This is a genomic window from Rudaeicoccus suwonensis (assembly GCF_007829035.1).
Classification (GTDB): Bacteria; Actinomycetota; Actinomycetes; order Actinomycetales; family Dermatophilaceae; genus Rudaeicoccus; species Rudaeicoccus suwonensis.
In genome coordinates, this window is record NZ_VIVQ01000003.1 from 96,493 (window position 1) to 115,615 (window position 19,123).

The 19,123-nt window shown below is 65.7% G+C and carries 21 protein-coding genes; 8 read left to right on the forward strand and 13 right to left on the reverse strand.

Annotated features, from left to right (window positions below):
- Positions 1–29: 29 nt before the first annotated feature.
- Positions 30–662 (forward strand): DUF4245 family protein, encoded by a 633-nt coding sequence (locus BKA23_RS14680; RefSeq protein WP_170226586.1) that lies wholly within the window; start codon positions 30–32, stop codon positions 660–662.
- A gap of 29 nt (positions 663–691) precedes the next feature.
- Here the strand turns inward: BKA23_RS14680 and BKA23_RS14685 are convergent, their stop codons facing one another.
- The 4 genes from BKA23_RS14685 to BKA23_RS14700 form a co-directional block, all read right to left on the reverse strand.
- The gene (locus tag BKA23_RS14685) at positions 692–1,009 is read right to left on the reverse strand and encodes an exodeoxyribonuclease VII small subunit (protein WP_145229825.1); all 318 of its coding nucleotides are present in this window, start codon (positions 1,007–1,009) and stop codon (positions 692–694) included.
- 11 nt (positions 1,010–1,020) lie between these two features.
- The gene (gene xseA / locus BKA23_RS14690; protein WP_145229827.1) at positions 1,021–2,250 is read right to left on the reverse strand and encodes an exodeoxyribonuclease VII large subunit; all 1,230 of its coding nucleotides are present in this window, start codon (positions 2,248–2,250) and stop codon (positions 1,021–1,023) included.
- Positions 2,251–2,333: 83 nt separating this feature from the next.
- On the reverse strand, positions 2,334–3,491 hold the full coding sequence (locus BKA23_RS14695; RefSeq protein ID WP_145229829.1) for an ATP-grasp domain-containing protein: 1,158 nt from the start codon (positions 3,489–3,491) through the stop codon (positions 2,334–2,336).
- Between the two features lie 15 nt (positions 3,492–3,506).
- Positions 3,507–3,899: a PPOX class F420-dependent oxidoreductase gene (locus tag BKA23_RS14700; protein ID WP_145229831.1), complete on the reverse strand. Its 393-nt coding sequence runs from the start codon at positions 3,897–3,899 to the stop codon at positions 3,507–3,509.
- 255 nt (positions 3,900–4,154) lie between these two features.
- Between BKA23_RS14700 and BKA23_RS14705 the strand changes: the two genes are divergently transcribed.
- Positions 4,155–5,360, forward strand: coding sequence for an MFS transporter (locus BKA23_RS14705; protein WP_145229833.1), 1,206 nt, complete (start codon positions 4,155–4,157; stop codon positions 5,358–5,360).
- A gap of 143 nt (positions 5,361–5,503) precedes the next feature.
- On the opposite strand, the gene BKA23_RS14710 is transcribed toward BKA23_RS14705, so the two are convergent.
- Positions 5,504–5,899, reverse strand: a complete 396-nt coding sequence (locus BKA23_RS14710) for a hypothetical protein (protein ID WP_145229835.1) — start codon at positions 5,897–5,899, stop codon at positions 5,504–5,506.
- Entirely contained in the window at positions 5,899–6,228 is a 330-nt protein-coding gene (locus tag BKA23_RS14715; RefSeq protein ID WP_145229837.1) for a PadR family transcriptional regulator, read from the reverse strand. Before BKA23_RS14715 ends, BKA23_RS14710 begins: the two co-directional genes overlap by 1 nt.
- Before the next feature lie 332 nt (positions 6,229–6,560).
- Between BKA23_RS14715 and BKA23_RS14720 the strand changes: the two genes are divergently transcribed.
- The gene (locus tag BKA23_RS14720) at positions 6,561–6,917 is read left to right on the forward strand and encodes a YciI family protein (RefSeq protein ID WP_145229839.1); all 357 of its coding nucleotides are present in this window, start codon (positions 6,561–6,563) and stop codon (positions 6,915–6,917) included.
- A 166-nt stretch (positions 6,918–7,083) separates the two neighbouring features.
- Here the strand turns inward: BKA23_RS14720 and BKA23_RS14725 are convergent, their stop codons facing one another.
- On the reverse strand, positions 7,084–7,851 hold the full coding sequence (locus tag BKA23_RS14725) for an AraC family transcriptional regulator (RefSeq protein WP_211841741.1): 768 nt from the start codon (positions 7,849–7,851) through the stop codon (positions 7,084–7,086).
- 72 nt (positions 7,852–7,923) lie between these two features.
- On the opposite strand from BKA23_RS14725, the gene BKA23_RS14730 reads away from it, so the two are divergent.
- The 3 genes from BKA23_RS14730 (at position 7,924) to BKA23_RS14740 (ending at position 11,171) form a co-directional block, all read left to right on the forward strand.
- Positions 7,924–9,147: an MFS transporter gene (locus BKA23_RS14730; RefSeq protein ID WP_211841742.1), complete on the forward strand. Its 1,224-nt coding sequence runs from the start codon at positions 7,924–7,926 to the stop codon at positions 9,145–9,147.
- Positions 9,148–9,318: 171 nt separating this feature from the next.
- Entirely contained in the window at positions 9,319–10,728 is a 1,410-nt protein-coding gene (locus BKA23_RS14735; protein WP_211841743.1) for a purine-cytosine permease family protein, read from the forward strand.
- Positions 10,725–11,171, forward strand: a complete 447-nt coding sequence (locus BKA23_RS14740) for a nucleoside deaminase (RefSeq protein ID WP_145229843.1) — start codon at positions 10,725–10,727, stop codon at positions 11,169–11,171. The genes BKA23_RS14735 and BKA23_RS14740 overlap by 4 nt, the downstream gene beginning before the upstream one ends.
- A 40-nt stretch (positions 11,172–11,211) precedes the next feature.
- Here BKA23_RS14740 and BKA23_RS14745 read toward each other — a convergent pair whose 3' ends face one another.
- The 6 genes from BKA23_RS14745 to BKA23_RS14770 are packed head-to-tail and all read right to left on the reverse strand — an operon-like array spanning position 11,212 to position 16,490.
- Complete coding sequence (locus BKA23_RS14745) at positions 11,212–11,607, reverse strand: RbsD/FucU domain-containing protein (RefSeq protein WP_145229845.1); 396 nt, start codon at positions 11,605–11,607, stop codon at positions 11,212–11,214.
- A 2-nt stretch (positions 11,608–11,609) separates the two neighbouring features.
- Positions 11,610–12,539, reverse strand: coding sequence for a ribokinase (locus BKA23_RS14750; protein ID WP_145229847.1), 930 nt, complete (start codon positions 12,537–12,539; stop codon positions 11,610–11,612).
- The gene (locus BKA23_RS14755; protein WP_246104679.1) at positions 12,526–13,317 is read right to left on the reverse strand and encodes an ATP-binding cassette domain-containing protein; all 792 of its coding nucleotides are present in this window, start codon (positions 13,315–13,317) and stop codon (positions 12,526–12,528) included. Before BKA23_RS14755 ends, BKA23_RS14750 begins: the two co-directional genes overlap by 14 nt.
- A gap of 9 nt (positions 13,318–13,326) precedes the next feature.
- The gene (locus tag BKA23_RS14760) at positions 13,327–14,298 is read right to left on the reverse strand and encodes an ABC transporter permease (RefSeq protein ID WP_145229849.1); all 972 of its coding nucleotides are present in this window, start codon (positions 14,296–14,298) and stop codon (positions 13,327–13,329) included.
- A gap of 36 nt (positions 14,299–14,334) precedes the next feature.
- On the reverse strand, positions 14,335–15,378 hold the full coding sequence (locus tag BKA23_RS14765) for a sugar ABC transporter substrate-binding protein (protein WP_145229851.1): 1,044 nt from the start codon (positions 15,376–15,378) through the stop codon (positions 14,335–14,337).
- Positions 15,378–16,490, reverse strand: a complete 1,113-nt coding sequence (locus tag BKA23_RS14770) for a LacI family DNA-binding transcriptional regulator (protein WP_170226591.1) — start codon at positions 16,488–16,490, stop codon at positions 15,378–15,380. Before BKA23_RS14770 ends, BKA23_RS14765 begins: the two co-directional genes overlap by 1 nt.
- Before the next feature lie 142 nt (positions 16,491–16,632).
- Here BKA23_RS14770 and BKA23_RS14775 point away from each other — a divergent pair, with 142 nt between their 5' ends.
- Both BKA23_RS14775 and BKA23_RS14780 read left to right on the forward strand, forming a co-directional pair.
- Complete coding sequence (locus BKA23_RS14775) at positions 16,633–17,886, forward strand: alpha/beta fold hydrolase (RefSeq protein WP_145229855.1); 1,254 nt, start codon at positions 16,633–16,635, stop codon at positions 17,884–17,886.
- A 94-nt stretch (positions 17,887–17,980) separates the two neighbouring features.
- Positions 17,981–19,027, forward strand: a complete 1,047-nt coding sequence (locus BKA23_RS14780) for a 4-hydroxy-3-methylbut-2-enyl diphosphate reductase (protein WP_145229856.1) — start codon at positions 17,981–17,983, stop codon at positions 19,025–19,027.
- Positions 19,028–19,123: the final 96 nt, after the last annotated feature.

A 19,123-nucleotide genomic window follows, 5' to 3' on the forward strand; every position in this document is an offset into this window, starting at 1 on the left:
TTGTGGCGTCGTTTGGGACCATGGGAGATGTGACAACCCCAGGCGAGGCCATGCCGTCGGACGACTCGGTGCGATCAGCCGCACCCCCTGCCCGTCGAGGTATGCCGGGCGGCATCAAGAGCATGGTCATCTCGACAGTCGTGGTGGTCGCGGCGTGCCTGGTGTGGTGGGCCTTCGTGCCGCGGGTCGATCGTGTCTCCCAGCCGGTCGAGGACGTCGCCGGCATCGCGCGCGAGATCGGTCTGCAGCAGCATTGGGATCCGGCCGTCGCCGACGGGTTGCCCGCGGGCTGGCAGGCCGTCAACGTCACCCTGCTCGATCAGGCCGGTCAGCCGGCTACCTGGCAAGCTGGCTATGACGGTCCGAACAACGGCTACGCGGCGGTGCTGCAGACCAATGACGGAGGCGCGAGTTGGGTCAACGCGCAGACCGGAAGCGGAAGCAGCGAGGGCACTGTCACCATCGGCGGTGTCGCGTGGATGAAGGTGCAACGCTCCGATGGCGACCAGCGCAGCCTCGTGCGCTCGACCCCGCTGAACGGCCTCAGCACTGTGGTGACCGGCACGGGTAGTTGGGCGCAGATCGAGCAGTTCGCTGCTTCGGTGAAGCCGCTGAGCAAGAGTAGCTTGGTCGCCAATTCTGGCCTGCCGCCGGATAACTGAGCCGGCCGGCGCTCAACGCCGATTCGACCTTACGAGTCGGACGTGTCACCGCTTGAGGTCATCGACTCGATCCGGCGTTGCGCTCCGTCGAGCCAGCGCTGGCAGTGCGCCGCAAGTGCTTCACCGCGCTCCCACAGCCGCATCGAATCCTCCAGAGTTGCGGAACCGCCCTCGAGGCGCGCCACGATGGCGGCCAGTTGATCGCGGGCCTGCTCGTAGCCGAGGTCGGCGACGTCGGCGTTCGGGTCGGCGCTCGCGGTCGTCGACGTCTTCGCATCGCCCGAGTCGGAGGCGGTCGCCGCTGCGGCCTGGTCGATCGTGGCGGATTCGGAGTCGTCGGTCGTCATACGTGAGGAGTTTAGGAGACGGGTCGGACAGCGAAGTCGCCCTCGGCGACGGTGACGCGCAGCAACTCGTGCGGCTCGACGTCGGCTGCCGCTGTGATTATCTGGCCGTCCGCGTGCCGCACGACCGCGTATCCGCGCTCGAGAGTCTGCAATGGCGACAGCGCCCGCAACTGCTGCTGCAGGTGGCTCACCTGGTCTGCGGTGCGTTCGAGCCGGTGCGTCATCGTGGATGCCGCTCGCTCTCGCAACGCGACGATCTCGCCGCGGCGTGAGGTCACCATCGTCGCCGGCGTCAGCAGCACCGGCCGGCTGCGCAACTGCTCCAGATGGCGGCGCTCGGCGACGACTCGGTCCCGCAGGGCTCGGGCGGTTGCTGCCCGGGCTTGATCGAGGCCGCGCTGCTGCTCGGCCAGGTCAGGGACGATGCGTTTTGCTGCATCGGTGGGAGTGGATGCACGCACGTCGGCCACAAAATCGAGCAGGGGGGTGTCGACGTCGTGGCCGATCGCGCTGACGATCGGGGTGCGGGCCGCGGCGGCCGCACGCACCAGGGCCTCGTTGCTGAACGGCAGGAGGTCCTCGAAGCTGCCGCCGCCACGGGAGATCACGATCACCTGGACAGCCGGGTCTGCATCCAGTTGCTGCAACGCCTCGGTCACTTCGGCGACAGTGCCGGGCCCTTGCACGGCGACCTGCCGGATCTCGAATCTCGTTGCGGGCCAGCGACGTCGGGTGTTTTCGACAACATCCTTCTCGGCCGCACTCGCGCGCCCGCAGATGAGCCCGACAGTGTGCGGCAGGAAGGGGAGTGGTTTCTTGCGGCGCTGGTCGAACAGCCCCTCGCTGCGCAGCAACTGCTTGAGGTGCTCCAGGCGTGCGAGCAGATCACCGACACCGACCGGCTTCATCCGTCGCGCGTCCAGGTGCAGGGTGCCGCGCTTGGTCCAGAAGGTCGGTTTGGCCTGCACCACGACACGGCTGCCGGGGCCGATGCCAGGACCCATCGCGTCGAGGGTGTTGACGTGCACGGTCACCGACAGCGACATGTCGACCTCGGTGTCGCGCAATGTGACGTATGCCGTCGGCGCCCCAGGGCGGCGGTTGAGCTGCACTATCTGACCCTCGACCCACAGCGCCGACATCTTGTCGACGTAGTCGGCGATCTTGATCGAGAGCGTGCGCACCGGCCACGGTTCCTCCGCGGTGGTGTCAGCGGCCCGCTCCGGCAGCGAATTCGTCACGCCGCAAGCCTATTCACCAGCGCCGACATACATGCTGTGCGACCGGCGCGGGTGAACCCGTTGCCGAGTGATCCGGACGGTGCTCAGTGAAACCACGAATGCGCCGTGCAGCGGTCGACGTCGAGCCGCACTTCATCGACGTCATCGGCGACGAGGAGACCTAATGCTGCGATGTATCGGCCGGCGGACGTTCCCCTCGGCGGTGGCAGGTGGTGCAGGGTGAGCGTCGTCCGCATCGAGTCCGGTGGGTCCTGGAGGGTTTGTCCGCGTGCGGCGAGCAGGGAGATCCACGCGGCGTGACGGCCGGTGTCGGTGAACCTCGGCAGCGGACTTCCAGCCTGCACGGCAAGATGTGCGGTTTCCAGGTTGTGGCCACTGACGACGCGGGCCATCTCGGACACCATGGCGCCTGGCGCGCGAGCGGACACCTCGAGCGCCACCAGGTCGTCGCCGGTGTCGAAGAACTCCAGGTGGGTGGCAAAGCGCCCGTTGGTTCCAAGGCAGTCCGCGACGCGCCGCCCGAGTTCCACGGCCCGTCGCCAGATCTCCTCGTGAGGGTCGACGCTCACCGCGCCCAACACGTGGGTCGTGGAGCTGGGCAGGAGCGGGCCGAGGTATCGGCCGACGAGCACCGGCGTGTACGTCCGGTCGTGCACGAAGGCGTCCACGAAGAACATCGCAGCATCGATGTGCTCCTCGATCTGCCACCCGGCTTGACCGGCTTTGTCGGCGGTCCAGCTCTGCCACTGGGGCGCGTCGTCGATCACTCGCACGCCACGGGAGTTCGAGCCCATCCGCGGTTTCGCGACGACAGGAAACTCCAGGGAGGGCGGCGGTGGCATCCCACGACTGACGGGTCCGTCCACAGGGACCCAGGCAGGGACACGGATGCCGGCGGCATACAGCTGAGACTTCATCGAGACTTTGTCGAGGTAGTGGGCGATCGGTGTCGGTGTCACCGCTCTGAGCGACAGGTGGTGGCGCAGACGTGCGCATTCCGCCAAGAGGTACTCGTCGTTGGTGGTGACGGCCGTGTCCCGGTCGAGTTCTGTGAGGTACTGCCGCCATTCGTCGCGGGGCCGGCGCACGACATGGGCGGGTGCCGGCACATCCGAGCGGGCAACCTGATCGGGCGAGCCGTCTGTCAGGACCGTGAGACTCCGGGCGAGCGTGCTGACATCGGTCGTCAACGGTTGAACACTCTGCAAGATGACCAGCCGGGTGTCGGCCACGACGCTCATGGTGAAACCAGTTGGTCAGAGCATGTCGGTGATGTGGTCTGCCTCGATCGTGACGATCAGCCGGGTCTGCTCGCGGCCGCCATACCAGGCGTAGGGCTTTCCGGTGTATTTGTGCGCCAGCGCGTTGATCGAGTCGACGCCGCCGTCGGTGGTCATCGCGGCAACGCGGCCGCGAATCTGCGCGAAAGCCGCAGGAGTTCGCGGGTCGGAGATGGCGACCGCGACGCGTGGGTCACGGGCGAAGTTCTTCGCCTTCTGCATGCCGTCGACGATGTTGATCACGATGTGCTGGCCGTCCGTGTCGACCCATGTCTGGGTCACCTGTGGCGATCCATCGGGCATGACGGTTGCGACGTAACACAATGCGGGCGTGCGCAGGAGTTCGATCACGTTCTCGGGCAGGTCCATCGGTTCTCCTATGACTGGGTCGTGGCTCGGATGCTACGCCGACAAGCCGACCGCAGCGGCGCGAAAAGTGCCCCCTTGGACATCACCGATGGTGGTATCTCCCCTCAAGCGCGGGTGGCTTCACCACCTCAGCGCCGATCCTATTAGTTCTTGCTAGATCACGTATCAACTTTCTTGAGTGAGTTCTTGCGGATGTGAACGTCATGGCATTCGATTGGTCTCGCTCGCCGATCGCCGGCGAGAGGAGAGAGATCGATGACAACGGCTCCGCGGACGATTACCCGACAAGATCGGCGGAACGCGCGCTGGTACCTGACCGGCCTTGGTCTGTCACTGATCGGAGACAGCGCTCTCAGTCTGGTGGCAGGCATTTGGGCCAAGCAATTGACTGGCAGCAGCGCCACCGCCGGTCTGGTCATGACGTGCATCTACCTCCCGTCGCTGTTCGGTCCAGTCGCTGGGCTCGTCGTGGACCGCGTGCAGCGGAAGCGCTTCATCATCGCCGTCAACCTGGTGACGGCAGTTGCCGTTGGATCTCTCGTGCTGTTGCAGCACCGGTCGCAGGTGTGGCTCCTGTTCGTCGTGATGACGTGCTACGGCACCAGTTTGGTGCTGGTCGCCCCTGCGGAGACGGCTTTGTTCTCCCATGCCTTTCCCGACGCGCTTCGCCAAAGAATCAACGGGTGGCGCCTGGGAATGCAGGAAATCGGCCGCTTGGTCGCTCCGCTCGTCGGCGCGGGCTTGTTCACCGTTCTAGGCGGCAGCGCTGTTGCCTCTCTGGACGCATTCACCTTCGTTGTAGCAGCATTCGCCACCACACGGTTGCGCATCCCAACCGAACCTCCACCCCCAGCGCGGCGGGCCTGGCATACCGAGCTGAATGCAGGGTTCAGGCATATCCGCGACACCCCTCGACTTGCCCGAATCGTCCTGGTCGCTGCCGTTGTTCTCGCAGTGTCGGGCGTCGGAGTCGCCGCCCAATTCAGCATGGTCTCGGCCCTTCACCGCCACCCGGCCTACCTCGGCGTATTCAGTGCTCTGCTTGGAGCGGGGTCCATCATCGCCAGCCTCACCAGTGCCAAAGTCATTGCCCGCATCGGCCTTGAGCACCTCGTCGCTCTAGGACTGCTGGCATTCGCCGTCGGCACGCTGCTGCGGACGACAGGGCAACTTGCCTTCGCGTGGGCCGGATCCTTTGTCCTCGGCTTCGCATTGCCCTGGGTTTTCCTCGCTTGCCTCAACGCCGCTCAAGAACTCACGCCGTCGAACCTGCAAGGCCGGGTCGCCGCCGCGGTGACATTTCTGTTGTTCGGACCCCAGGCACCCACCCAAGCGCTCGGATCAATCCTCATCGCACATCTCGACTACCAAGAGATCTACATCGCCTCAGCGGTCATCGCCGCTGTGCTCATCCCCATCAGCATGCACTGCAGCCCCGTCGACCCACCAACTGCCGCCTGACGCACGGGGAGTGTCCCTCCCCGTATGACGATGGCGGGCTTGACCGGCCGGTGGGGCCCAGGTCGATTCTGCTGGCCGCTGGTGATCAGGTCGGCTCGTGCTGTGCCCGATACGCGATCCCCTCAACGGCGCCAGTGTGACTGTCAGTGGTGACGGGCAGTCGGGCGGATGCGGTAGGCAAGGTACAGATGCAGCGCGATCGCGGGAAGCAGAACGACGAGCCAACCCTCACCGCGGTGAAAGGCGATGAGCAGGCTGCTGATGAGGCACAGCCATCCTGCAACCGCGATCCGGAACGGGAACATGAATCGTGCGTGTGAGCGCTCCCAGTTGCTGGGAAACCCCCGCTCCGATCCGCGCTCGCGTAGCCCGTGCAACACCAGATCGAGCACGTCCACCGGACGTGGATGGCGTTGCCCGTCGCGGGCTCCACGCAACAGGACCGACAGCATCTCTTCTTCGTGGCGAGCGTGGAAGGCGGGAGGGTAGATGGCAAGCCAGCGACGGTAACGGCGTTCCAATGAGGTCTGGGTCTGCATCACACCACTCCCGGACGAAGGCGCGTCATCGCAGCGCGCGCGTTGGCTTCCAGTCGAGTCGCCTCTTGGCGTAGGACCTCGGCACCGTGATGGGTGATGCGGTAGTACCGCCGGAGTCGGTTCTGCACGATTTCCTCCTTCTCGGTTTCGATCAAGCCGTCACCACTCAGTCGGTCCAGTGCGGCGTACAAGGTGCCCGCCCGCAATGTGACGCGACCGCCCGACAGTTCTTGGACGTCGGTGATGATCGCGTATCCGTGCTGGCTGCTACCGGCCAGCGACGTCAGGATCAGAAAACTCGCCTCGTGGAGCCCACGGTGTGTACTCATGACGAAACTATATACCTTCGAACTGTATATAAGCGGCGATCGGTGGGCGTTCACTCGCGGATCTTGCGATCGGTCCCGCCGGGGCAGCTGGGTTGAGCACATCACTGCCTGTCGGCGCGAGAGCTCTCACTGAGATTGTGGTCCTGTGGATCTGTCGAATGTGATGGTTCGCGTTCGTCGATCAGGTGAAGGTGGTTGTTCGGTCTGAGTTCCGCGCAGACTGGTGGTCCGCGATGTCGTCAGGGGATCAGCCTGAGGCATGCCGGTGCTCCGGGATCGCACGGCGTCCGGCGCAGGTCACAACACGTTGATGGAAGCGAGAGACAGATCTCATGGCGCAATACGCCGTCCTCATCTATGCACCAGAGTCCGCGCATGCCTTGGACGCCGACGAGGCTGCGCTCGAGATCTGCGATGCACACGCAGACGAACTCTCCGCGTCCGACGCAATGCTGGTCGCGTACGCATTCACTCCACGAGACATGGCGACGTCCGTGCGCGTTGGTGCCATCACCAAAGGCCCGTTCGTCGATTCCAGAGAGGCCGTGGCCGGCGTCTACGTGATCGAGGCGGACGACCTCGACGCCGCTGTGGCGATTGCGAAAACCAATCCAGTGCTTCATCAAGGCGGCGGAGTGGAAGTACGGCCCATCCACAGCGGCGGTGTCATACGCCAGCCCCGCTCATGAGGTAGACAACATTTCTCGCCCGCCACGTTTTCCCGCCGCTGGTGCTCCTGGGGCGAACAAGGTGCGCATCAGTGCGCCTGCGCACGATGTCCATAGAGACTCCAATTCGCGGGACATTGGCCGGCTGCTACCACTCTGGGCATCGCTATTGAGCGATGTCCCACCCTCACTTGGCCCAAGGGCCGGGTGATCCACCACGTCGTTCGCTTGACCGTTTCCCGCGGTACTCGCCAGGAGTAGCGCCAAGGGTGCGGGCGAAGGTGTCGATGAACGCGCTGGTGGTGGCCCATCCTGTGGCTCGCGCCGTGTCAGTGACAGTGTGGTTCTCGGCTAGCAGGACCATCGCGCTGAACAAGCGCAGTTGGGTGCGCCACTGCGGGTAAGTCATGCCGAATTCGTCGCGGAACAGCCGCGACAGGACGCGTTCGCTGGTGTTGGTTTGGGTGGCCAGCCAGGCCATCGAGCGCGGGTGGGCGAGGTCAGCCTCGACGAGGTGGCAGGCGTGAGCGAGTCGGCGGTCGTGCGCGACGGGGAGCACGAACGGAGCGTGGTGGGCTTGCCTCATCCGGTCGGTCATGACTCCCCGGATCCGCCGTGCATGAGCCTCGGTGAGACCGTCAGCGGTCAACGCGATGAGTAATTCGCGGAGCAGAGGCTCCACTGCGATGACGGTGGGGGCATTGACCGGCAGCGGCGAGTGAGCGGCTGAAAAACCCACGGTGTGCAGATTCCCGGCGCCGTAGAAGCGATGCTGGTGCCAGGTGTGTGCGGGGATCCAAAGTGCCCGGTCGTTGCCGGCGACCCACGCGCCCGCTTCGGTGTTGATCGCGACCACGCCCGAACTGACGTAGACGAGTTGGTGGTCGTCGTGCTGGTGCCGGTCGATGGTGTCGCCGCCAGCATGGGCGATGGTGTGGGTGGGCGCGATCGGCATGTGGCGGATTTGCGACACAAGTATGCAGATTACGGGAAGCGCTCGCGCACGCCAAGCAGCCAGCATAGGTGGGTGGCATCGAATGAGAGCTCGATCGTGGCGGCCCGCGTGGACGGACAGGACGCCCGTACTCCATGGCACCGGATGCGGATCTGGGGCACCGCGCACGCCGTAGATGACTTCTTCCAGGGCCTGGTTCCGGCCGCGATCCCGTACTTCGTGCTTGAGCGGCATTTCAGCTATGTGGAAGCGTCCGGGCTCGCGCTGGCTACCACGCTGGGTAGCGCTCTGCCGCAGATCCCGATCGGCATCCTGGCCGACCGCCGGCGTCTGCCCTGGATGGCGCCGGTAGGGATGAGTCTCGCGGGCATCGGCGCCGGACTGTCCGGGCTGGCACCTCAGTACCCGCTCGTGTTCGCACTGTTGTTGCTGGCCGGCTTCGGTATCGCGATGTTCCATCCACCGTCGGGACGCGATGCCCGCTATGAGTCCGGCGGTAGCGCCACGGCGATGAGCTACTTCGCCGCCGGCGGCAGCGTCGGGTTTTTCATCGGCCCGGCCCTCGCCACCCCAGCGTTGGACGGGCTCGGAATCGGAGCGACGGCGCTGTTCATCCCGCCCCCGATCCTGATGGGTTTCATCCTGTGGCGACACAACAACCGCCGCGCCCATGTCCACAAGCGCACGGTGCGTCACGAGGGCATTGACCACCCGCGGATGTTCGCGACCCTGACTACCGCAGAGGTTGTCCGCTCCTTGATTAGCAACGGCATCAACACATTCGTCTCGCTCTACTGGATTCGCCATCTCGGCGCATCCAGTCTGCTCGGCGGCACCGCACTCACCCTCGAACTCGCCGGCGGTGTGGTGGGGACCCTGCTCGGCGGTCGCATCGCCGACCGGTTCGGTTCGGTCCGCACCGTGCAACTCGGCAACGCCGCACTGTTACCCGCACTGTGGGCGCTGCTGGCCTGCGATGACAAGTACGGGGCGCTCCCGCTGATCCTGATCGTCGGCCTGGTCACCAACATCCCGTTTGCGGTATTGGTCAAACTTGGCCAGGACTACCTGCCCAGCCGACCCGGAACGGCCGCCGGAGTCACCCTCGGCCTGGCCATCAGTGCGGGCGGGCTGTTCATGCCACTCCTCGGTCTCGTCGCAGAACACCACGGCCCCCAAGGCGTTTTCGTCGTGCTGGCCATCGTGCCCGTCATCGCCATCGCGTTGTGCAGCACCCTGAAAGAACCAACCACACTTCACACTGAAGGAGGTGGCACAGCGACAACTCCGTCCTGACCCCCAGCCAGGACGGCGGCGCGACGCGACAGCTATGGCAGGTACCGCCCCGCGGACGACCTCCGACATGCATCCAGTCGCGGCCGACCGCATGGAAAACTCAGCAAACTACCAGCAAATGGTGATGTTGCCGTAACCACGGCTGGCGATCGAGAGAGGATTCTGTCCGGGGTGACCGTCGATTCCGAATCCAATCCGATCAGTGCCGAGGATTACGGGCACAAGACGCTGGCCATCGAGCCTGGTGGGGTTGACGTCGTCCCACTGAGCCAACGGCATGGCAGGCCGATCGATCTGCTGTGGACCTGGACGTCACCGAACATGGAGTTCGCGACGATCGGCGTCGGCATCCTCGGCACGTTGTATTGGGGACTGAACCTCTGGCAGACGATCGCTGCCATCGTCCTCGGCAGCGCGCTCGGATCGATCACGCAAGGGATCCTGTCGTCGTGGGGTCCGGGTTCGGGCCTGTGTCAGATGGTGCTGTCCCGCACGGGCTTCGGTTTCATCGGCAACGTGCTGCCGGCCGGACTCAACGCAGTCGTGGCCGGCATCGGCTGGTTCGCCGTCAACAGCATCAGCGGCGCACTCGCCCTGCACGCCCTGATACCCGGACTGCCGAAGTGGCTGACCCTGCTCATCGTCGTGGTGCTGCAGCTGGGCGTCGCCTTCCTCGGACACAACTTGGTGCATGTCTTCGAACGGTGGGCCTTCCCAGTGCTGGCGGTCGTCTTCGTCGTCGGCGCCGTCATCGTCATAGGCAAGTCGCACCCGTCGGTCGGCACAGGCGGCACACCCACTGTCGGTGCCTTCCTGCTGATGACCGGCGCGTCCTTCGGCTACGCGTGCGGCTGGAATCCGTACGGCAGCGACTACACCCGCTATCAGCCCGAAGGCAACGGTCGCGCCGCCGGACTCTTCTCGGCAATTGGCGTCTTCGTCTCCTGTGTCGTGCTCGAATCGGCAGGCGCAGCAATGGTTTCCGCTGCTGGCAAGTCGGCGGCGGTCGACCCCGGTGTCTACACCGGGTTGATGCCGACCTGGCTGGGCAAGCTCACGCTGCTGTGCATCACCGTCGGCGCGATCGCGGCCAACGCCCTCAACATCTACTCCGGCGCGATGTCCGCCCTGGCAATCGGATTCCGCACCACCCTGCACCGCGCACGGGCCTTCGTAGCGGTGGCCTTCGGCATACTCGGCTTCTTCCTGGCACTCGCCGGGCTGGGGAACGCGGGAGAGAACTACGAGAACTTCTTGCTGGTCATCGCCTACTGGATCGGACCGTGGCTGGGCGTCGTCCTCGTCGATCGACTGATGCATCGTGGCTCGGATTTCGCTGCCATTGCTCAGGATCGCAGCTGGCACAACTGGGCCGGGCCGATCGCGATGATCGTCGGCATGGGCATCTCGGTGTGGCTGTTCTCCAACCAGACCAACTACACCGGGCCGATCCCGCATGCGCACCCGCAGGTCGGTGACATCACCTATCTCGTCGGCTTCCTGCTCTCGGCCGTGCTGTATGCCGGGCTGCGGCGTTTCGTGCCGGCACTCTCCTCGCGTGCATCGAAGGTCACGGCATGAGCGACGATCGCGCGATGCTCGCAGTCGCGCTCGATGAGGCGCGCATCGGTCTGTCAGAAGGCGGAATCCCCATCGGCGCAGCGCTTTTCGGACCTGACGGGTCCCTGCTGGGGCGCGGTCACAACAGGCGGGTGCAGGACGATGACCCGTCGGTGCATGGTGAGACCGACGCCTTCCGGCGGGCCGGACGGCAACGCACCTACCGCGGCACCACGATGGTCACCACGCTGTCGCCGTGCTGGTTCTGCAGCGGGCTGGTGCGCCAGTTCGGCATCTCGCGGTTGGTCGTGGGCGAGGCGCAGACCTTTGTCGGCGGACACGACTGGCTGGCCGAGCATGGCGTCGATGTGGTGCTGCTGGACGATGCCGAGTGCGTCGCGATGATGACCGATTTCATCGCTGCCAACCCCGCGTTGTGGAACGAGGACATCGGCGTCTCGTGACGACTCAGCCGCCATCAGGTGTGATGGCGGCGGACCTCGCTCAGGGTGAGTCGAAAGGCACGCCGGCTCGGCAGATCACGTTCGCATAGAACGTCGCTTCGCCTGTGCGGACCGCGAATTTCGCGGTCAGCGCACGGGCTTTGAACTCGTCATGATCGATGGATTCCGGAGTCAGTCCGACGTCATACAGCACGGCGAGATTGTCAGGGTTGAGTTGTGGCATCTGCTCGGAGATCCAGCTTGCCTCGATCACGACGGCCGGTATGACGGTCGAGACGACATCGGCGAAACTCGCTGCGCCGTAACGGTATCCGAGATCGACGCACGGCACGTCAGCGAACGGAAGTCCACTGTCGCACACCACGAAATGTTCGGTATGCCGCAGACCGGCCAGGTGTCGCGCGAGTTCGGCATGGACGACGCCGGTTCGGATCATGGTCAGCGGTCCTTGTGAACGGATCGGGTGAGGTCGTACATCGCTCGCACCTGCTCGAGGCTGCCGTAGGAGCCCTGTGCGGTGTGGCCGCCGACTGCGAAGGAGCCGGCTGCAACTCCCCACCGCGCGGCATCGGCCATCGTGCTGCCGGCGGCGAGTCGCGCTGCGAACGCCCCGCAGAACGCATCTCCGGCGCCGGTGGTGTCGACCACCTCGGCGACCGGCGGAGGCTCGATCCAGGTGACCTCATCGGCGTCGACGAGCATCGCGCCGTCGCCGCCGAGGGTCGCGACCACCGCTTCCGCTCCACGCGCACGCAACTGGTGGGCCGCTCGCACGAGGGCCGCGCGGTTCGAGGAGGTCACGTCAGGCGTGCCGACCAGGTCCGCCAACTCGTGCTCGTTGACGATCAGCACTTCGCAGCGTTGCAGCAGAGAGTCGGGCAGGGGCTGTGAGGGTGCGGCGTTCAGCACCAACCGGCCTTGGAACCGCTCCGCCACGATCTCGACCACGCTGAGCGGAATCTCCAACTGGCACAACATGATTGATGCATCGGGCAACTCAGGCACGGCCGGCCACTGCGAGTTCGCCCCGGCGATGACGATGATCGTGTTGTCGCCATCGGCCACCGTGATCCAAGCCGTTCCGGTCGGCGCCTCCGGCAACTCGCGCACGCCGGTCACGTCGACTCCGTCCGCGCGCAGCTTCTCGAGCGCCTGCTGGCCGGATGCGTCTGCGCCCACGGCGCCCGTCATACCGACCCAGCCGCCCATGCGCGCTGCAGCCACGGCCTGATTCGCGCCCTTGCCGCCGACGCTGGTGATCAGGCCGGTGCCAAGCAGGGTCTCTCCAGGTCGCGGAAAGGAATCAACGGTGATCGTCGTGTCGAGATTGATCGAGCCGACCACGAGCACGCCCTCACGCACCTGCATCACCTGGCTGCGCACCGGTGATGAGCCCGACCAGGTCGTCGCTGGACACGTCGCTGACCGCACGCCGGGCCACGGTGGTGCCGCGCCGCATCACGACTGCGGTGTCGGCGATCCGTTTGACCTGAGCCATGTCGTGACTGATCAGCAGAACGGTGATTCCTCGGTCACGCAGGCGGGCGACCAGCGCCTCGACCGCCGCCGTCTCACGCACCCCGAGGGCGGCCGTGGGCTCGTCCATCACCACCAACTGGCGGCCCCAGTGCGCCGCTCGCGCAATCGCGATGCTCTGCCGCTGACCACCGGACATCCGACGGACAGTGGTCGTGACACTTGGGATGTGCACGTCGAGCTCGGTCAGTATGGCGGTGGCCTGGTCCCGCATCTCCCTCTTGTCGAGCACCTGGAACGGCCCTACGCCCTTGGTGAGCTCGCGGCGCAGGAAGAGGTTCTGCCAGACCGGCAAATCGTCGATCAGGGACAGGGTCTGATAGACCGTCTCGATGCCGCTGCGCCGAGACTCGTCGGGTGAGGAGAAGTGCACCTCGACCCCGTCGATCGTGATGGTGCCGCTGTCGGCCGGGTGGACCCCGGTCAGGCACCGCACCAACGTCGATTTGCCGGCGCCGTTGTCACCGAGCAGTGCCGTGACCCTGCCACGTTCCAGCCTGATGCTGGCATCGCGCAGCGCCTGCACCGCGTCGAATGACTTGGTGAGGTGCTGCGCGTCCAGCAGCACGTCGGTCGTCTTCGAGCCCTGTTTTTCAGCAATGGTTTCCAAGGTCTTCCCCTATCGCTGGAACCGGGAGATGAAGGCGGCGCCGAGCACGACGACTCCGACTGCGATGGGCTGGTAATACTGCGAGATGTTGAGCAGCGTGAACCCGTTGAGCAGAGTCTGCAACAGCAGGGCGCCCGCGGCGGTTCCGAGCACCGACGCACGACCACCGCTCAGACCGGAGCCGCCGAGCACCACGGCGGCGATCGAGCTCAGCAGCAGGTTGGTCTGCATCGTCGGATCAGAGCCGCCGTTGTTGGAGACGAAGAGCACGCCGGCGATGCCACAGGCCAGGCCGGAGCCGGCATACGCCAGCAGCCGCACGCGGTTGACCGGGATGCCGACGTCTCGGGCGGCGTCGAGATTTCCGCCGGTGCTCAGCAGGTAGGTACCCGTTCGGGTGCGGAACATCACGAAGGCCACGATCAGCGCCACGATGACACCGACGAACCAGAACCACCGGATCGGCCCGAGGCCGTTGAGGGCTAGATCCTGCATGAAGCTCGAGGACACCGGGATCTGGTTGCCGCTGGTGACCAACAGAGTCAGACCACTGACGACGGACAACGAGCCCAGCGTGACGATGAAGTCGGTCATCTTCAGGTGGGCGACCAGGATGCCGTTCACGCAGCCGACGATCAAGCCGGCCACGATGCCGGCGAGGATGGCGGCCGGTGTGCCCCAGTGATGCTCATAGGTCCAGCCGACGACGGTCGCCGCCCACGGCAGGTTGGAGCCCACGGACAGGTCGATGCCGGCCACGGTGATCACCAACTGCTGGCCCATGGCCAGCACCAGCAGGATCGTCGCCGAGACCAGCAGCGCGGTCATGTTGCTGCCGGTGAGGAATTTCGGGGTGGCGATGAAGAAGATGACGAACAGTGCGACGAGCGCGATCGGCGCGGCATACTGCGCGATCGTCTCGACCGGATGACGCCGCGGCCGGTCGACATCGGGTTCAGCAGTGGCGGCTTGCACCGACATGAGAGTGCCTTTCGACGGGTGGTGAGGGCCGGTCTGTCACTTGCTCGACGCGGGTGTGCCGAACGGGTCGTCGAAGACGCCGAAGGGCTTCGGGAAAGACGCGATCGCCTTGTCCACATTGGCTGAGTTGATGAACACGATCGGCGAGACCACCCGGGCCGGAATCGACTTGCCTGCGACCTTGGCGATGCACGCCTGAACGGCCATCTGGCCTTCGGCGTACGGGTACTGGGTGATCGTGCCGGTGTTGGCGCCGGACTTGATCGACGTCAGCATGGCCTGGATTCCGTCAACGGAGATGATCTTGATCTTGCCCTCCTTGCCGGCGTTCTTGACCGCCTGCGCGGCACCCAGGCCCATCGTGTCGTTGGCGGCGAAGATGCCGGTGATGTTCGGGTTCGCCTGGAGCATCGCGGTGGTGACCGTCAGAGCGGTGTTCTGGTCGTAGTTCGCCGGCTGGGCCGAAACGATGGTCAGCTTGCCGGCGGTCACCTTCTTGAAACCGTTGAGCCGATTGATGCCGTTCTGCTCGCCCGCGATGCCCTCGAGCACGCCGACATCGCCCTTGCCGCCCATTGCAGTGAGCAACTGCTGCCCGGCCTGCTCGCCGGCGGAGATGTTGTCGGAGCCGATGAACGACGCGTAGGAGACGCCCGCGGCCTTTGACGCAGCCGGGTCGATCTGGGTGTCCAGGTCGAGGATCGGGATGCCCTTGCGCGCGATCGGCACGAGCGGGGTGATGACGTTGGTCGCGTTGACCGGGACGACGCCGAAGCAGTTGAAGTTCTGACCGGCAAGCGCCTGGATCTGCGCGTTCTCGCCCTGGGAGTCGGTCTCGCTCGATCCGGCCTTGACGGTGACATTGACGCCCTGTGCCTTGCCTTCGGCGATCGCGCCGTCGCGCAGCGCCGCCCAGTACGGGTTGGAGAAGTCGCGGGTGACGATGGCGATGTTGGCGGTTTTGGCTCCGTTAGACGATTTACCTGAGGCATCGGAGCCACCCCGGCCACATGCGGTGAGGCCGGCGAGTGACAGGCCGACGAGGGCGACGGCGGCGACGGTGGTGCGTGGGGTCTTCATCAGCTGTTCTTCTTTCCTGGAGGATCGGTTTTGTATGACGTTGCTCGTGCGTGGGATGAGCGCGTCGAAGAGGTAGGACGTGGCCCGCAGGACGCGCGCTGGACGAACGTGGACCGGGGTCGACAACGGCTCTGGTCGGGCACCGGGCCGCCGGCGATCAGCCCGAGGATGGCATCGACCGCGGCGCTCGCCAGCTCGCGGATCGGCTGGGCGATGGTGGTGAGCGGTGGGTCGAACAATTCGAACCACGGGGTGTCGTCGAAGCAGATGAACGACAGGTCGTCGGGCAACCGGAGATGGGCAGCGCGGGCTGCCTTCAGGGCTCCGACGCCCATGGGTCCGTCGGCCGCGATCACCGCAGTCGGTGGATTCGACTTGCCTAAAAGGCTTGTCATTGCTGCGAACCCACTGTCTTGACGGAAGTCTCCTTCTTCGACGACGACGTCGCGCCCGGTGACACCTGCGGCGACCAAGGCGTCCTTGATCTCACGACGGCGTTCGCGGCCCAGTGGCGTTCCTTGCGGTGGGGCCACGATGCCCACCCTTCGATGACCCAGCTCGACCAGAAGCTCGGCAGCGTGCCGAAGTGCCTCTGAAGAGTCGCTGCGAACCGTGGGCAGCGAGCGCAGGTGATCAGCCGCGAGTCCTGACCCGGGGACGGCGATCGGCCTGTCCAGCACGACCATGCGTGCCCCCGCAGCGCCTGCGGCGCGGAGGCCGGCGGTCGTCGACGACGTGGGGACGAGCAGCACTCCGTCGGCCTGGCTGCCTGCCAGCAGATTGAGCAGATAGTTGTCCTGCCGGGCGGGATCCTCGTTGGAGTTGCACAAGGTCACCGAGTACCCGGCTTCTTCGGCATGACGCTCGATCTCGCTGGCGAGTTCGCCGAAGAACGGGTTGGCGATGTCGCTCACGATCAGGCCGAGCGTGTGGGTTGCGTCGGTGCGAAGCGCACGTGCGGCGCGGTTCGGGCGGTACCCCAGTTCCTCCGCTGCTGCGATCACGCGATCGCGAGTTGCCTTGGAAATGCGAGGGTTTCCGGACAGCGCAAGTGAGACTGTCGCATCGCTCACACCTAGGAGAGCGGCGACGTCACGCAGGCGGACGACCATCGAAGCACCTCGAACGTTGTTTAAATCGATTAACTGCGTCACACACCCTGCCACACTGTGGCGCGGGTCACAAGGGTCCGGTCGAGCGAGGAAAGGGGTGGGTCCCAGGAAGCGGACGGCGCTCTGCCCTAATCTGCGAGGTATGACGACGCGCATTCCTGGCCTCGCGCTGACCGAGCACACCGTGACCGCCCCCTTGAACCACCGCAACCCCGACGGCCGCACGATCGAGGTCTTCGCCCGTGAGGTCGTTGCCGTCGACAAGGTCGACGCGGATCTTCCGTGGCTGGTGTTCCTGCAAGGTGGCCCCGGCGGCGAAGGCCCGCGGCCGTATGGTGCGGACGGCTGGCTCGGCCACGTCACCCAGACGCACCGCGTGCTGTTGCTGGACCAGCGCGGCACCGGTCGGTCGACCCCGTTGACCGCGCAGTCCGTCGGCCACCTCGACGCGGCAGAGCTTGCGGCATACATCTCGTTGTTCCGGGCCGACAGCATCGTGGCCGACGCGGAGCTCTTCCGCGCGCAGGTCGCGGGCGGCAGGCCGTGGATGACATTGGGCCAGAGCTACGGCGGCTTCATCACCCTGACCTATCTGTCGCAGGCGCCCGAGGGACTCAGCGGCTGCCTGGTGACCGGTGGCCTGTCCGGCCTCGACGCGGATGCCGCCGAGGTCTACGCGCGCACCTTCCCGCGCATCGCCGCGAAGAACGCCGCGTTCTACGAGCGATACCCGCAGGACGTCGCTCTCGTGCGTGCCCTGGCGGACCACCTGGACGACAACGAAGTGCTGCTGCCCGACGGCTCACGGCTGACGACCGACCGAATGCGACTGCTGGGCCGTGCTTTTGGGATGAGTGACGGCTACGAGCGGGTGCACTGGGCGCTGGAAACGGCCTTCGAGGGCGACCGCATCTCCGACCGCTTCAAGCACACGGTGCTCGCGGAGACCGCTTTCGCCGACGGGCCGATCTACGCGCTGCAGGAGTTCTGCTACGCCCAGGGCGGGGCCAGCGGGTGGGCAGCCGACGCGCAACTGGCCAGCCGACCCGAGTTCGCGCCATCGGCCACACCGCTGTTGCTGACCGGCGAGACGATGTTCCGGTGGATGTTCGAGCAGATCCCGTTGCTGCGGCCGTTCGCTGGTGCTGCGGACCTGCTGGCGGCCGACACCTCGTGGCCCGCGCTGTATGACGCAGAGCGCCTCGCCCGCAACACGGTCCCCGTGGCCGCGGCGGTCTACTTCGACGACATGTATGTCGATGCCGATCTGTCGATGGACACATCGCGACGGGTGGGCAACTGCCGCGCTTGGGTCACCAACGAGTTCGAGCACGACGGACTGCGCAAGGGCAACGTGGTCGCGCGGCTGATGGACATGGTGGCCGGGCGGGTCTGATCGGCACCGGCCCTCTGCTGGTGCGCCGGGGGAAGTGGGGACGGCTCATGGGCGGAATCGGCCGGTGATGCGTTGCCCGCTTAGCATTGGCGGTATGACGATCGCCGCCGAGACACCCGACGCCGACACCACAGCCACCGCATCCGAAGGCAAGCGGGTGCTGCTCGCTGCGCCGCGTGGTTATTGCGCCGGGGTCGACCGTGCCGTCGTGACGGTCGAGAAGGCACTCGACCTCTATGGCCCCCCGGTTTATGTGCGCAAGGAGATCGTGCACAACAAACATGTCGTGACGACGCTGGAAAAGCGCGGCGCGATCTTCGTCGACGAGACGCAGGAGGTGCCCGAGGGTGCCACCGTGATCTTCTCCGCGCACGGGGTCGCTCCGATCGTGCACGACGAGGCAAAAGCGTTGTCGTTGAAGACGATCGACGCGACCTGCCCGCTGGTGACCAAGGTGCACCGCGAGGCCAAGCGATTTGCCGGTGACGACTTCGACATCCTGCTCATCGGGCACGAGGGTCATGAGGAGGTTGTCGGCACCTCCGGTGAGGCGCCCGAGCACATCACCCTGGTGCAGTCGCCCGACCATGTCGACGAGGTCGTGGTGCGTGATCCGGACAAGGTCGTCTGGCTGTCGCAGACCACGCTGTCGGTCGACGAGACGATGGAGACCGTGCGCCGGTTGCGCGAGAGGTTCCCCAAGTTGCAGGACCCGCCCTCCGACGACATCTGCTACGCCACGCAGAACCGGCAGCTGGCGGTCAAGCAGATGGCGGCGCAGACCGATCTGATGATCGTCGTCGGCAGCCGCAACTCCTCGAACTCGGTGCGCCTGGTCGAGGTTGCGCTCGAGCACGGCGCGCGCGACGGTCACCTGGTCGACTACGCCGACGAGATCGCCGACGAATGGCTCGACGGCGTGACGACAGTCGGGGTGACCTCGGGAGCGTCGGTGCCTGAGGTGCTGGTGCGGGATGTGTTGCAATTCCTGGCAATTCGCGGTTTCACCGATGTCGAGACGGTGACCGCCGCCGAGGAGAGCTTGCTGTTCGCGCTGCCGAACGAGTTGCGTCGTGACCTCAAGGCCCGCGGCGCCGACCAGACGGAGGAGATCCGGCACGACGCCGGGTCACTGCATTGACGCTCAGCCCTCTAGCAGCCTGCCCGTGACAAGGCGCTCCTCCCCGTGGGCTCGCGGCATCGACGATGCGTGAGCCACACCACGCAGGTGCGGCTT